Raw genomic sequence first — 14,243 nt, forward strand, 5'->3', positions numbered from 1 at the left:
GTTTGCATAACAGACTCAGGTGTGGCGATAAAAAGCGGATCAGATGCGCTGCCAAAGCGCCACTGCGACAATGTGCTGCACCCCGTGGCGCCTGGGGCGCAGCTCGGTTCAGCGTGTGCTGACACAGATCAATCAAATCACCGAATCACTGTCGCTGGCCTTCAGGTGTTTGCGCCCATCCTTGGCGCCGGCGACGGTCAGTGCATCGGCCTCGACCTCGGTGATGTAGATCCGGTCGTCGTTCAACGCCACGAAAGACATGGATTTTTCGCTGTCGGTACTGACGGTGACTTGGGACGCGGGCAGGCTTTGTTCCTGGCCGTTGTCATCGACCGTGAAGTAGCAGATCTGGTTTTCGATACGTACAGGCATGGTGAACTCCTTGTCATCGTCTGGTGATGGTGAGGGGATAGCATTGGGCTGAGGGTTCCTCCACCCGCACGGGCGGGTCTTGCGGCGGTTCCTCCTCAGGAGGCGCAGCCGGGTCCGGTTCGGTGGGCGGCAGGGTCGGCTTGTCGATATTCGGATCGGGCGTTTGCGCGGGAATCGGGATATTCATCGGTGTGGCCTCCTTTGTGCTTTGCTCTATCGGTGGACAATTGCCTGGGGGAATTGATTCCCCCCGTCGATGGCGGCACATCCACCTGAACTTTTCACCCGGACCCGGGCTCGGACCTTATGTGGCCCTGCTCAGGGAGAGCGGTGTCGTATCAGAATTCGGATCAAGCAAAGAGCGTCCACAGGGCGTAAGGGGAAGATGCTCGATGACTGCTGAAACACTGACTCCAAACGATTACATACTGCCGCTGTCCCAGGCGTTGTTGCTGCCTCGCATCGCGATTGAAAGCACCACGCCGGTGATCGACGGCGGCGAATTTGCCGTCAAGGCCGTGGTCGGCCAGCGCATCAACGTCACCAGCAAGGTGTTCGCCGATGGCCACGACAAGCTCGCGGTACTGATCCGCTGGCGCGCCCTGCACGATGAGAGCTGGCACAGCGAGGTCATGGCCGATATCGGCAACGACGGCTGGGAGGGCGCATTTACTGTCACCGTCCAAGGGCCCCATGAATATTGCATCGAAGCCTGGCTCGATACCTTTGCCAGCTTTTGCTACGAACTGCGCAAGAAACACGAGGCCGGCGTGCCGGTCAGCCTTGAGTTGCAGGAAGGCCGCAGCCTGGTGCTGCTGGCCGCCGAGCGCAGTGACAATGAGCTGCGCGAGCGCCTGATGCGCTTGCACCACGAGCTCTCCGGCCTGCTGGAAACCGAGCAGGTTGCGCTGTTCCTGCACGAAGACAGTGCGTACCTGATGACCCGGGCTGACCACCGCGCCTATTTGAGCATCAGTAACGTGTACCCGATCGATGTGGAGCGCGAGCGTGCGCAGTTCGCCAGTTGGTACGAGCTGTTTCCCCGCTCTATCACCGACCATCCAGCGCGTCACGGTACATTCCTCGACGTGCATTCGCGCTTGTCGATGATCCATGACATGGGGTTTGACGTGCTGTACTTCCCGCCGATCCACCCCATCGGCCGCCGCCACCGCAAAGGCAAGAACAATGCCTTGAGTGCCGGCCTGGACGATCCGGGCAGCCCCTACGCAATCGGCAGCGAGGAGGGCGGCCACGACGCGATTCACCCGCAACTGGGCAGCCGCGACGATTTTCGGCGCCTGGTCAAGGCTGCCGCCGACCATGGCCTGGAAGTCGCTCTGGACTTCGCCATTCAGTGCTCCCAGGACCACCCATGGCTCAAGCAGCACCCGGGCTGGTTCAACTGGCGCCCGGACGGCACGATCAAATACGCGGAAAACCCGCCGAAAAAGTACCAGGACATTGTCAACGTCGATTTCTACGCCGCCGATGCGATCCCCAGCCTGTGGACCGAGCTGCGTGACGTGGTGATCGCTTGGGTCGAGGAGGGCGTGAAGACATTCCGCGTCGATAACCCTCACACCAAGCCGCTGCCATTCTGGCAATGGCTGATCAGCGACGTGCGGTCCAAGTACCCGGAGGTGATCTTCCTCGCCGAAGCGTTCACCACGCCGGCAATGATGGCGCGCTTGGGCAAGGTCGGTTACTCCCAGAGCTACACCTATTTCACCTGGCGCAACACCAAGGCCGAGCTGGGCGAGTACTTGGCGCAATTGAACGAGTCGCCATGGCGCGAGTGCTACCGGCCGAACTTCTTCGTCAACACCCCGGACATCAACCCCGCGTTCCTGCATCAATCCGGGCGCCCGGGCTTTTTGATCCGCGCCGCGCTGGCGACCATGGGTTCAGGCTTGTGGGGCATGTATTCGGGTTTTGAGCTGTGCGAAGCCGCGCCGGTGCCGGGCAAGGAAGAGTACCTGGATTCGGAGAAATACGAGATCCGCCCACGGGACTTCACCGCGCCCGGCAACATCATCGCCGAGATCGCCCAACTCAACCGCATCCGCCGGCAAAACCCGGCGTTGCACACCCACCTGGGGCTCAAGCTCTACAACGCCTGGAACGAGAACATCCTGTACTTCGGCAAGCGCAGCGAAGACGGCAGCAATTTCATCCTGGTGGCGGTCAACCTCGACCCGTTCAATGCCCAGGAGGCGCAATTCGAATTACCGCTGTGGGAGCTGGGCCTGCCGGACGACGCCCACACCCAGGGCGAAGATCTGATGAACGGCCATCGCTGGACCTGGTACGGCAAGACCCAATGGATGCGGCTGGAGCCGCAGATGCCGTTTGGGATCTGGCGCATCACCACGTACTAAGCGTAGTAGGGCTCCTTGCACATCGAGCCGGTTCAGTCTGCAAGCATTCTCGAGTTTTCAGGAGTTTCCAATGGCGAAGAAACCCAAGGCTGCCACCTTTATCAAAGACCCGCTGTGGTACAAAGACGCAGTGATTTATCAGGTTCACGTCAAATCCTATTTCGATTCCAACAATGACGGCATCGGTGACTTTCCCGGGCTGATCGCCAAACTCGACTACATCGCCGACCTCGGTGTGAACACCATCTGGCTCTTGCCGTTCTACCCCTCGCCACGTCGTGACGACGGCTATGACATCGCCGAGTACCGTGGCGTCCACAGCGACTACGGGACCATGGCCGACGCTCGGCGCTTTATCGCCGAAGCCCATAAACGCGGGCTGCGGGTGATCACCGAGCTGGTGATCAACCACACCTCCGACCAGCACCCGTGGTTTCAGCGGGCGCGCAAGGCCAAGCCCGGTTCGGCGGCGCGGGACTTTTATGTGTGGTCCGATGACGACCAGAAGTATGACGGCACCCGCATCATCTTCCTCGATACCGAGAAGTCCAACTGGACCTGGGACCCGGTCGCTGGCCAGTACTTCTGGCACCGTTTCTATTCGCACCAGCCCGACCTCAACTTCGACAACCCGCAAGTGATGAAAGCCGTGCTGTCGGTGATGCGCTACTGGCTGGACATGGGCATCGACGGCCTGCGCCTGGACGCCATCCCTTACCTGATCGAGCGTGACGGCACCAACAACGAAAACCTGCCAGAGACCCACGACGTCCTCAAGCAGATCCGCGCCGAAATCGACGCCCACTACCCCGACCGCATGCTGCTGGCCGAAGCCAACCAGTGGCCGGAAGACACGCAGTTGTACTTCGGCGACAAAAAGGGTGACGACGGCGATGAGTGCCATATGGCCTTTCACTTTCCGCTGATGCCGCGCATGTACATGGCGCTGGCCCAGGAAGACCGTTTTCCGATCACCGACATCCTGCGCCAGACCCCGGAAATCCCGGCCAATTGCCAATGGGCGATCTTCCTGCGCAACCACGATGAACTGACCCTGGAAATGGTCACCGATAAAGAGCGCGACTACCTGTGGAACTACTACGCCGCCGACCGTCGCGCGCGCATCAACCTGGGCATTCGCCGGCGCCTGGCGCCGTTGATGGAGCGTGACCGCCGTCGCGTCGAGCTGCTCAATAGCCTGCTGCTATCGATGCCCGGCACGCCGACCCTGTATTACGGCGATGAAATCGGCATGGGCGACAACATCTACCTCGGCGACCGCGACGGCGTGCGCACGCCGATGCAGTGGTCCATCGATCGCAACGGCGGCTTCTCCCGCGCCGACCCGGCCAGCCTGGTGCTGCCGCCGATCATGGACGCGCAATACGGCTACCAGTCGGTCAACGTCGAAACCCAGGCCCAGGACCCGCATTCGCTGCTGAACTGGACCCGCCGCATGCTCGCGGTGCGCAAGCAGTCCAAGGCGTTTGGCCGGGGCAGCTTGAAGATGCTCTCGCCGAGCAACCGCCGCATCCTCGCCTATACCCGGGAATTCACCGGGGACGACGGCCGCACCGAGATCATCCTGTGCGTGGCCAACGTTTCGCGCAGCGCCCAGGCGGCCGAGTTGGACCTCTCGGCCTTCGCCGGCATGGTGCCGGTGGAGATGCTCGGCGGTAATGCGTTCCCGCCCATCGGTCAGTTGAATTTCCTGCTGACCCTGGCGCCGTATGGCTTCTATTGGTTTGTGCTGGCGGCGGAAAACCAGATGCCCAGCTGGCATGTGGAACCGGTGCAAAGCATGCCGGACTTCACCACCCTGGTATTGAAAAAACGCATGGAAGAGCTGCTCGACGAACCGTGTCGCACCGCCCTGGAGCACACGTCGCTGCCGAGTTGGCTGCCCAAGCGCCGCTGGTTCGCGGGCAAGGACACGGCCATCGACAGCGTGCATATTGCCTATGGGGTACGGTTCGGCGACCCGCAGCACCCGGTGCTGCTCAGCGAAATCGAGGTGAGTGCCGGTGGCCAGGTCAGCCGCTATCAACTGCCGTTCGGCTTCCTCGGCGAAGACCAGTTCACCAGCGCCTTGCCGCAACAACTGGCCCTGGCCCGTGTGCGACGCGTGCGTCAGGTCGGGTTGGTGACCGATGCGTTCAGCCTGGAACACTTCATCCGTGCAGTGATCCAGGCCTTGCAGGTGGGCACAGTATTGACCACCAGCCAAGGCGAGTTGCGCTTTGAAGCCACGCCGCACCTGGCCAACCTGCAACTGAGCGATGAATCGGCAGTGCGTTACCTGGCCGCCGAGCAGTCCAACAGCTCGGTGGTGGTGGGCGAGAGCCTGGTGCTCAAGCTGATCCGTAAAGTCAGCGCCGGGGTACACCCGGAACTGGAGATGAGTGCCTATCTGACCGCAGCCGGTTACCCGAACATTTCGCCGTTGCTCGGTTCGATGATTCGGCGTGACGCCGAAGGTCAGGACAACCTGTTGATGATTGCCCAGGGCTACCTGAGCAACCAGGGCGACGCCTGGGGCTGGACCCAGAACAACCTGGAACGCGCCATACGCGACGAACTGGCCGAAGCCATCTCCGAACAGGAGCAGCACTACAACGCCTTGGGCGAGCTGGCGGACTTCGCCGGTTTGCTCGGGCAGCGCCTGGGTGAAATGCACGGCGTGTTGGCGGCGTCAACGGCCAACCAGGATTTCAACCCCGAAGTCACCACGGCCAAGGATGCCCAGGCCTGGGCCAAGGATATCGGTGCGCAGATCGAGCGCGCCCTGCAATTGCTCAAACTGCATCAAAGCCATTTGAACCCGGCCGATCAGGCGCGGGTCAGTGAATTGCTGGATCAGAAAAAAGCCATCGCCAGTCATGTCCAGGCGTTGGCACAGGCCACGTTGGGCGGGCTGCGCATTCGCGTGCATGGTGATTTGCACCTCGGCCAGGTGCTGGTGGTGAAAGGCGACGCCTACCTGATCGACTTTGAAGGAGAGCCGGCGCGGCCGCTGCACGAGCGGCGCGGCAAGCACAGCCCGTATAAAGACGTCAGCGGTGTGCTGCGCTCCTTTGATTACGCGGCGGCCATGGCCTTGAATGTGCAGGGCGTGGACCAATCACCCGCGGCGCACGCCGCACGCCAGCGTGTGACCGAGCGCTACCTAAGTGAGGCGCGTCTGGCATTTATCAAGGTTTATCACGCGACGACGGCTACACTGGCGCATGACTGGCAGGATGCCAAAGGCCAAGACGCAGCGCTGACGTTGTTCAGCCTGGAGAAGGCCGCGTACGAAGTGGCCTATGAAGCGGAAAACCGCCCGACCTGGCTGCCGGTGCCCTTGCAGGGTTTACACGGTTTGCTGAGCGGGCTCATACCTGGATCGAAATCTGTACGCGGTGGGGAGACGTCATGAGCTTTACAAATAAAGAACCGCTGCAGCCAAAACTGACTGCAATGCCGGCGTCCAAGGACGTCGAAGCGCTGGTGCGCGCCGAGCACCATGATCCGTTCTCGGTTCTCGGGCCCCATGATGATGAGCACGGCGGCCAGTTTATCCGTGCGTTCCTGCCGGAGGCCTTGAGCGTCCAGGTGCTGAGTCGCGACGGCGGCGAGCCGATCGGCAGCCTCGACGCGACCTCGGTGCCGGGCTTGTTTATCGGGCATTTCAGCAGTCGCCAGGCCTACGTGTTGAAGATCCAATGGGCCGGTGGCGAACAGATCACCGAGGACCCTTACAGCTTCCAGCAACTGCTGCTGGGGGAAATGGACCTGTACCTGTTTGCCGAAGGCAATCACCGCGACCTCAGCAACTGCCTGGGTGCCCAGGTGACCACGGTCGATGGCGTGCAGGGCGTGCGCTTCGCCGTATGGGCGCCGAACGCCCGGCGTGTTTCGGTGGTGGGCGACTTCAATATCTGGGATGGCCGGCGCCACCCGATGCGCCTGCGGCATCCATCCGGCGTGTGGGAGATCTTTATCCCGCGCCTGCAACCGGGCGCGGCCTACAAGTACGAAATCCTCGGCGCCAACGGCATCTTGCCGCTCAAGGCCGACCCGATGGCCCTGGCCACCCAGATGCCACCCGACACCGCGTCGAAAGTCGCTGCGCCGCTGCAGGTCGACTGGCAGGACCACGCGTGGATGCAGGTGCGCACCGAAAAGCAGAAGTCCACCGCGCCGCTGTCGATTTATGAATTGCACGTCGGCTCCTGGCAGTGCGAACTGGACGAGGCCGGTGAGGTTTCGCGCCAGTACGGCTGGCGCGAACTGACCGAGCGGCTGATTCCGTATGTGCAGCAACTGGGGTTCACCCATATCGAGCTGATGCCGATCATGGAACACCCGTTCGGCGGCTCCTGGGGCTATCAAGCGTTGTCCCAGTTCGCGCCGACTGCGCGCTTCGGTTCGCCGCAAGAGTTCGCCGAGTTCGTCAATGCCTGTCACCAGGCCGACATTGGCGTGATCCTCGACTGGGTGCCGGCGCATTTTCCCACCGATACCCACGGCCTCGCGCAATTCGATGGCACGGCGTTGTACGAATACGCCAACCCGCTGGAAGGCTTCCACCAGGATTGGGACACGTTGATCTACAACCTGGGCCGCACCGAAGTGCATGGCTTTATGCTGGCCTCGGCGCTGCATTGGCTCAAACACTTCCACGTCGATGGCCTGCGCGTGGATGCCGTGGCCTCGATGCTGTACCGCGATTATTCGCGCAAGGCCGGCGAATGGGTGCCCAACCGCTATGGCGGCCGCGAGAACCTGGAAGCCATCGACTTCCTGCGGCACTTGAACGACGTGGTCGCCCTGGAAGCGCCTGGCGCGCTGGTGATCGCCGAAGAATCCACGGCCTGGCCGGGCGTCAGCCAGCCGACCCAACAGGGTGGCCTGGGCTTCAACTACAAGTGGAACATGGGCTGGATGCACGATTCCCTGCATTACATCCAGCAAGACCCGGTGTACCGCGCGCACCATCACAATGAACTGAGTTTCGGCCTGGTGTATGCCTGGTCCGAGCGCTTCATCCTGCCGATCTCCCACGATGAAGTGGTCCATGGCAAGCACTCGCTGATCGACAAGATGCCCGGCGACCGCTGGCAGAAATTCGCCAACCTGCGTGCCTACCTGAGTTTCATGTGGATGCACCCGGGCAAGAAGCTGCTGTTCATGGGCTGCGAGTTCGGCCAATGGCGCGAGTGGAACCACGACCAGCAACTGGACTGGTACCTGCTGCAATACCCCGAACACCGTGGGGTACAGAAGCTGGTCGGTGACTTGAATCGCCTGTACCGCGAGGAGCCGGCGCTGTATGAGCAGGACGACGCGCCCCAGGGTTTCCAGTGGCTGATCGGCGACGATGCGATCAACAGCGTCTATGCCTGGCTGCGCTGGAGCAAGGACGGTCGCCCAGTGCTGGTGGTGGCCAACTTCACGCCGGTGCCCCGTGAAGCCTACACGGTCGGCGTACCGTTTGCCGGGCGTTGGAGCGAGGTGATCAACAGTGATGCGGACACGTATGCCGGTTCCAACTATGGCAATGGCGGCGGGGTGTTCACCGAAGATGAGCCGCGGCATGGGCAGCCGGTGTCGCTGTCGTTGAATTTGCCGCCATTGGGCGTGCTGATTTTGCGTCCCCAAGACAGTTAAGCGCGCTAAGGTGCTGGATTCTATTGTCCGCGCTAGTGGCAGGGTGCCACAATGGCGCCTTTGTCGCGGCAGTCGAATCAGGCGGATTTCATGAATGGCCTTGGGCATAAGCAAGACCAGGATTGCGTTATAGAAGAGCAGGTGCGAACCGACCGTTTGCATCAGTTGTTTCGTCAGTCGTTTGCGGCCATTTTTGGCAGTTACCTGGGCGCATCGATGCTCTGCTGGCTGTGCTGGGACCGTTTTGACCACCACGTCATGCAGGTATGGCTGGTGTTGCTGGGGGCGTCATCGCTGCTGCGGGTGAAAATGTTCCTGGAGTGGTTTCGCAGCCCCAACAGCGAGCGCACGCCGGAACGCTGGGAGCGCCGTTACTGGATCACCTTGATGCTGTCCGCCAGCATCTGGGGCGCCGGTGCTTTTGCGGTAATGCCCAGTGACGACCGGATGTCCCAAGTGCTGGTGATGCTGTTTACCGTGGGCATGTCTGTCAGCGCTGTGTCGTGCTATTCGGCTTATCGTTACATGACGATGGTGTCCATGGGCCTGGTGCTGCTGCCGTGTACGCTGTGGCTGCTGTTTCAGCCATCGTCGATGCAGGTCGGGGTGGCGATTGCGGTGCTGGTGTTTTCTTCGTTTGTGGTCAGCGCCACGCGCAAGTTATCCGACGCCCTGGAAAAAGCTTTCCGCCTGACTCGGCAAATGGAACGTGCCCACATTATTTCAACGCATGCCGCACAGACCGATGAACTCACCGGGCTGATGAACCGTCGTGCGTTTTTCGAGCATGCGCAGTTGTTGTACACCCAGTGTCGTCTCAACGAGCAACCGCTGTGCGCGTTGATGATGGACATGGATCACTTCAAGCAAATCAACGATACCTACGGTCATCAGGCCGGTGACCAGGTGTTGCGGCAGATCGGCGGAGTGATCTGCGCGTCGTTTCGCCAGGCCGATGTGTATGGTCGCCTGGGGGGTGAGGAGTTTGCGGTGTTGCTGCCCAATACGTCGCTGGAAACCGCTCGGAGTATCGCTGAGGAACTGATCAAGGCTATCTCCGGTATGGTGTTCGAACCTGTACAGGGCCTGACTGCCAGCCTCGGCGTGGCGTCGACCCATACTCGGGATGAGGACCTGCACGCGCTGATGAATAGCGCCGACAAGGCGCTCTATCGCGCCAAGGCCCTTGGCCGCAATCAAGTGGCTGTGGCGGAGTAGGGCTCAGTCCCTCAACAAGACCTTCGCCAGCGCCCGCGCCACCTGGTCGGCGGAGTAGGGCTTGGCCAGGAACTCGAACCCCTCGTAGCCGCTTTCCGCCAGTTCTTCGCTGTAGCCTGAAGTGAGCACCACCGGCAGGTCGGCGCGGCGTTGGCGTAGAACCTTGGCCATCGCCACGCCCGTCATGCCCGGCATCACCACGTCCGAGAAAATCGCGTCGAACCCCGTGGCGTCCGGACCGACCAGCGCCAGTGCCTGTTCGGCATCGGTCGCCCAGGTGGTCTGGTAACCGAGGTCCTGGAGAATCTGGTTGGCGAAACGGCCTACCTCCAGGTTGTCTTCCACGATCAGGATGTTGTGCAGGGTCGTGTCATGGACAGGTGCCTGGTCCCTGGGGCAGGGCTCGCAACGGGGGGCCTGCGGTTCAACCTCGGGCAGGTACAGGGTAAACACCGTGCCCTGGCCAAGACGGCTGGCCACGTCGACGTTGCCGCCGGACTGCTTGGCGAAGCCGAACACCTGCGACAACCCTAGGCCCGTGCCTTTGCCCATGGCCTTGGTGGTGAAGAAGGGCTCGAAAATGCGTTCGAACGTCTCAGCCGGAATACCGCTGCCGGTGTCGGCCAGGACCACCGTGACAAACGGCTGGCGAGCTTCGGCATCGCCACGGATGCGCGGCAGCGCGTCCACCGTGGCGACGCGCAGGGTCAGGGTGCCCTGGCCGTCCATGGCATCGCGGGCGTTGAGCGCGATATTGATCAGCGCAGTTTCGAACTGGCTTGAGTCGACCCGCACGTGGCACGGCCGCTCGGGCAACTGGACCTGCACCTGAATGCGTGCGCCGGTGACACTGTCGAGCATCTCGCCAATGTTTTTGACCCGCTGCGCTACATCGAAGACTTCCGGGTTCAGCGGTTGGCGGCGCGCAAACGCGAGTAACTGGCTGGTCAACTTGCTGGCGCGCTCGACGGTGTCGGACACCGCGCACATGTAGCGTTGGCGCCGCTCTTCGGACAGCCCGGGTTGGCGCAAAAAATCCACCGACGAACGAATGATGGTCAGCAGGTTGTTGAAATCATGGGCCACGCCGCCGGTCAATTGGCCGATGGCTTCGAGTTTCTGCGATTGACGCAGTGCCGCTTCGGCCTGGGCCAGCGCAGTGGTGCGTTCCTCCACGCGCTGTTCGAGGGTGGCGTTCAATTCGGTAAAGGCCGCCAACCCCTCGCGCACGGCGGCGTTGGCGCGCACCCGTTCGATGTGTGCCCAGGACCGTTCGGTGACTTCAGCCAACAGTGCCAGGTCATACGGCGACCAGGTTCGCTGCGTTTTGCTGTGAACGGTCATCAGGGCGGTGAGGCGAGCGTTTTTGATCAGCGGCATGCAGATCGTGGCGGTGGCGCCCAGGGTTTGGAACGTCATGGCTTCTTGCGTGGGCAGTTCGAGCAGGTTATTGCCGATCACCAACGGCTCACCGGCCAGCAGGCAGTTGACTGCGGTTTGCCCGAAGTCTTGCAGACTGTAGTGGCCGACGATGCTGGGGGCACCTGGGGCCGTCCAGTTGTCACGGATGGTAAAGCCGTCTTCATCGGCGTCCATATCGGCGTAAGCGCAGATGGACACCTGCAGATGCTGCGCCAGCAGGCGGGTGGTGGCGGTCATGATGGTTTCGGCATCGACGGCGTTGGCCACCGCGCTGCTGATGGTATCCAGCACGGCAAGGCGGCGCGAAAGGAACACCGTGGCGGTGCTTTCGGTCACGGTATCGAGCATACCGACGACCTGGCCCTGCGGGTCGCGGATCGGGCTATAGCAGAACGTGAAGTACGCCTGTTCCGGCGCTGCGCCACGTTCGATCATCAGGGGGAAGTTTTCGATGTAGGTCGCATGGCCCTGGAAGGCCGCATTGGCGATGGGGCTGATGTCGTCCCATACCTCGCTCCAGATCTCGCTGAACGGACGTCCCAAGGCGTAGGGTTTATTCCCCAGGATCGGAATGAACGCGTCGTTATAGAGGGTCGTCAGTTGAGGCCCCCACACGATGGCCTGGGGGAAACTTGAGGCAAAGCACAGCGCCACGGTGGTCTTGAGCACATCCGGCCAGTGTTCCAGCGGCCCCAGGGGGGTATTGGCCCAATCGTGCTGGCGTACCCGCTCGGCCATGTCGCTGCTGCTTTGCAGCCAATTCATCATCGGGTGAACACCTTGTTTGCCACGGTCTGTTTTGGATACCTGAAGCGGTCACGCTAACAAGCTACAGACCGGAATGATTGCTGCCAGTTCAGCGCAATTATCTATGGGATGGCATTTTGACGCTCCGTCCATCTGGATAGATATCATCGCCGGTGTCCACTTATTGTTGTGTGCCGAAGACCCCCGTCCAATAAATGCCGGCATCGCTCTTCGGGTCCATGGCATAGGCGGCGCCCAATTCACGGAATTGCGGGTTCATCAGGTTGGCGCAATGGCCGGGGCTGGCGAGCCAGCCGTCCACCACTTTGCGCGGGGTGTCGAGGCCGGCCGCGATGTTTTCGCCGATGTTCTTCGCGCTGTACCCGGCCAGATCGGCACGGTCGCCCGGGGTGCGGCCGTCGTGGTCCAGATGGTCGAAGAAATTGCCATTGGCCATGTTGCGTGTGTGGCTGTTGGCGGCACTGGCCAAGGTGTCGTTCCACGACAGCGGCGTGGTCGCGGTGAACGCCTGCGCGCCGCACTGGCGCGGTTGTGTGCGGGCGGCGTTGATCAGGTTCAGCAGTTGCTTGCCTTCGGTCTGCCAATCGCCCAGGCCGCTGGACAACAGCGGGCGGGCGAGCACGATGCGCCAGTCCTGGCCGCTGTTGCTCACGCCGATGTCGACGAATTGCGGGTCCAGCACCACGCGGCAGAAACTCTCGCGCACGGCTTTCATGGCGGCCAGGGCATCCTTGGGGCCGGACAGGCTGATTGCCTGCACGTTGACCATCGGGTACGCCGCCCGGGCCAAGGCCTGCTGCAAGTCGCCGACATTGCTGGCCGGCAGCACCAGGCGCGTATCGCTGGCCAGCGGAGGCAGTTCCTGAGAACCCTGGTCGCCGCAGCGTTGTACCTGGCTGCGGTAAGTGTTGATCTGTTGCACCAACTGACTTTCTTCATTCGCCATCGCGCTGGCGCAGTACACCAGGCTGGCGGCCAGCGTCGTCAGACTCATCATCAATGACAGCACGCGCATGGACGTTACCCTTGAGCTTGAAAGCGCCCATGATGCGCGATGTAGGTGCGTCCATGCACCCGTTGGTCCGAACTTTTTTCCTCAGTTCATGAATGGCGAATGTTTACGGCCCTGGTCGCACAAGGCGAAGGCCACCCACTGCCGCGCGGATAGGGCGAGGATGATTACCGCGCCATGGCCGACGATGTTCGGTTCACGTCGGCCGACGCCGGTTCTGTCGCTGCCATGCCAGGGCGGTGGCAAGCAGGATCAAACCTAATGCCAAGGCAAAGGTGGCGTGCAGGCCATCAGCCACGGATTGAGGCGTGGCATGGGTGAGATCGGGGGTTGTCCAGGCGAACATCGCGCCCAATACCGACGCTCCGAAAATCAGGCCAAGGTTGCGTGACAGGTTCAACAAGCCCGAGACCGTGCCTCGGTGTGCTGCATCGACCGCGCTCATCACCGCCGTGTTGTTGGCGGCCTGGAACAGGCTGTAGCCCGCCGTCAGCGTGATCAGTGAGCCAAGGTAAGTGACCAGCCCGGATGTCAGGCACAGCGACAGGGCGCCGCTGGCCATGACGGCCAGCCCCATGAGCGTCGCGGGTCGGCTGCCGAACCGTTCAGTCAGGCGCCCTGCGGGAATGCCAGTGAGCGCCGCCACACCGGGGCCGACGGCCATTGCCAGGCCCATCGAGGCCGGATCGAGATCCAATCCATGGGACAAGTAGAACGGCCCGACCACAAAGGTGGCCATGATGACCGCAGACACCAACGCGCTCATCGCCAGGCCGGCGCGCAATGATGCCGACTGCAATGACCGCCAAAAGCGGGCGCCAGTGGCTAACGGTGCAGGTGGCTGATCGACGGGTAAGTAACGACAGGCGAGGGCGGCTGCCAGCAACCCCAGAGGCGCACCCACCAGAAACAGCGCCCGCCAGCCCCACGCACTGAGCAACAGGCCGCCCACGCCGGGGCCCATGGCGGTGCCGACGGCCGACATCGTGCCGAGCAAACCCATCACGCGTGCGGTACGCGCTCGGGTGACGGTGTCGCCCACCATCGCCAATGTCATCGCCATCATGATCGCTGCACCCAGGCCTTGCAGGGTGCGCGCTGCAATCAGCCAAGGCAGGGAAGGCGCGGCACCGCATAACCCACAGGCCAACGCAAACAGCAGCAACCCGGCAATCAACAGCCGCCGTCGCCCCAGCCGATCGCCCAAGCGCCCCGCACTGACAATGACCGCCGTGATCGCCAGCAGGTAGGCCAGCACCACCCATTGCGTTGCGTGAAAGGACGCATTGAATGCCTGCGTGAGGCTGGGCAGGCCGACATTGGCGATGCTGGTACCAAGGGCGGCCAGCAACATGGACAGGGACAGGCTGACAAGACCGCCGCGTGAGGAGGTGTGCATGGAGATTCCTTGAATGAAC

At 62.0% G+C, this 14,243-nt stretch carries 9 protein-coding genes; 4 read left to right on the plus strand and 5 right to left on the minus strand.

What is annotated here, in order from left to right; all coding sequences use genetic code 11:
* Positions 1-132: 132 nt before the first annotated feature.
* Positions 133-372 carry a DUF3203 family protein gene (locus tag J2Y83_RS11910; protein WP_253395384.1) on the minus strand — a complete coding sequence of 80 codons (240 nt, stop codon included), beginning with the start codon at positions 370-372 and terminating at the stop codon, positions 133-135.
* Between the two features lie 13 nt (positions 373-385).
* A complete protein-coding gene (locus tag J2Y83_RS11915; RefSeq protein WP_253395386.1) occupies positions 386-559 on the minus strand; it encodes a hypothetical protein in 174 nt (57 codons plus the stop codon).
* Positions 560-764: 205 nt separating this feature from the next.
* On the opposite strand from J2Y83_RS11915, the gene J2Y83_RS11920 reads away from it, so the two are divergent.
* The 4 genes from J2Y83_RS11920 (at position 765) to J2Y83_RS11935 (ending at position 9,623) form a co-directional block, all read left to right on the plus strand.
* Positions 765-2,753, plus strand: a complete 1,989-nt coding sequence (locus J2Y83_RS11920; protein WP_253395391.1) for an alpha-1,4-glucan--maltose-1-phosphate maltosyltransferase — start codon at positions 765-767, stop codon at positions 2,751-2,753.
* Between the two features lie 70 nt (positions 2,754-2,823).
* Positions 2,824-6,171 (plus strand): maltose alpha-D-glucosyltransferase, encoded by a 3,348-nt coding sequence (gene treS, locus J2Y83_RS11925; protein WP_253395393.1) that lies wholly within the window; start codon positions 2,824-2,826, stop codon positions 6,169-6,171.
* Positions 6,168-8,405, plus strand: a complete 2,238-nt coding sequence (gene glgB, locus J2Y83_RS11930; protein WP_253395395.1) for a 1,4-alpha-glucan branching protein GlgB — start codon at positions 6,168-6,170, stop codon at positions 8,403-8,405. Before treS ends, glgB begins: the two co-directional genes overlap by 4 nt.
* A gap of 51 nt (positions 8,406-8,456) precedes the next feature.
* Positions 8,457-9,623 carry a GGDEF domain-containing protein gene (locus J2Y83_RS11935; protein WP_253395396.1) on the plus strand — a complete coding sequence of 389 codons (1,167 nt, stop codon included), beginning with the start codon at positions 8,457-8,459 and terminating at the stop codon, positions 9,621-9,623.
* A gap of 3 nt (positions 9,624-9,626) precedes the next feature.
* Here J2Y83_RS11935 and J2Y83_RS11940 read toward each other — a convergent pair whose 3' ends face one another.
* The 3 genes from J2Y83_RS11940 to J2Y83_RS11950 all read right to left on the minus strand — a co-directional run bounded on the left by J2Y83_RS11940 (position 9,627) and on the right by J2Y83_RS11950 (position 14,224).
* Positions 9,627-11,813: a GAF domain-containing hybrid sensor histidine kinase/response regulator gene (locus tag J2Y83_RS11940; protein ID WP_253395398.1), complete on the minus strand. Its 2,187-nt coding sequence runs from the start codon at positions 11,811-11,813 to the stop codon at positions 9,627-9,629.
* A 160-nt stretch (positions 11,814-11,973) separates the two neighbouring features.
* Positions 11,974-12,828: a CAP domain-containing protein gene (locus tag J2Y83_RS11945; RefSeq protein WP_253395400.1), complete on the minus strand. Its 855-nt coding sequence runs from the start codon at positions 12,826-12,828 to the stop codon at positions 11,974-11,976.
* A 193-nt stretch (positions 12,829-13,021) separates the two neighbouring features.
* Complete coding sequence (locus J2Y83_RS11950) at positions 13,022-14,224, minus strand: MFS transporter (RefSeq protein ID WP_253395402.1); 1,203 nt, start codon at positions 14,222-14,224, stop codon at positions 13,022-13,024.
* Positions 14,225-14,243: the final 19 nt, after the last annotated feature.

This window comes from Pseudomonas marginalis (genome assembly GCF_024169655.1).
Lineage (GTDB): Bacteria > Pseudomonadota > Gammaproteobacteria > Pseudomonadales > Pseudomonadaceae > Aquipseudomonas > Aquipseudomonas paraveronii.

Bases quoted from the DNA above. Each gene is read 5' to 3' on its own strand.
- J2Y83_RS11940 (WP_253395398.1), bottom strand. From the start codon at position 11,813: ATGATGAATTGGCTGCAAAGCAGCAGCGACATGGCCGAGCGGGTACGC.
- J2Y83_RS11935 (WP_253395396.1), top strand. From the start codon at position 8,457: ATGGCGCCTTTGTCGCGGCAGTCGAATCAGGCGGATTTCATGAATGGC.
- J2Y83_RS11945 (WP_253395400.1), bottom strand. From the start codon at position 12,828: ATGCGCGTGCTGTCATTGATGATGAGTCTGACGACGCTGGCCGCCAGC.
- J2Y83_RS11910 (WP_253395384.1), bottom strand. From the start codon at position 372: ATGCCTGTACGTATCGAAAACCAGATCTGCTACTTCACGGTCGATGAC.
- J2Y83_RS11915 (WP_253395386.1), bottom strand. From the start codon at position 559: ATGAATATCCCGATTCCCGCGCAAACGCCCGATCCGAATATCGACAAG.
- J2Y83_RS11950 (WP_253395402.1), bottom strand. From the start codon at position 14,224: ATGCACACCTCCTCACGCGGCGGTCTTGTCAGCCTGTCCCTGTCCATG.
- glgB (WP_253395395.1), top strand. From the start codon at position 6,168: ATGAGCTTTACAAATAAAGAACCGCTGCAGCCAAAACTGACTGCAATG.
- treS (WP_253395393.1), top strand. From the start codon at position 2,824: ATGGCGAAGAAACCCAAGGCTGCCACCTTTATCAAAGACCCGCTGTGG.
- J2Y83_RS11920 (WP_253395391.1), top strand. From the start codon at position 765: ATGACTGCTGAAACACTGACTCCAAACGATTACATACTGCCGCTGTCC.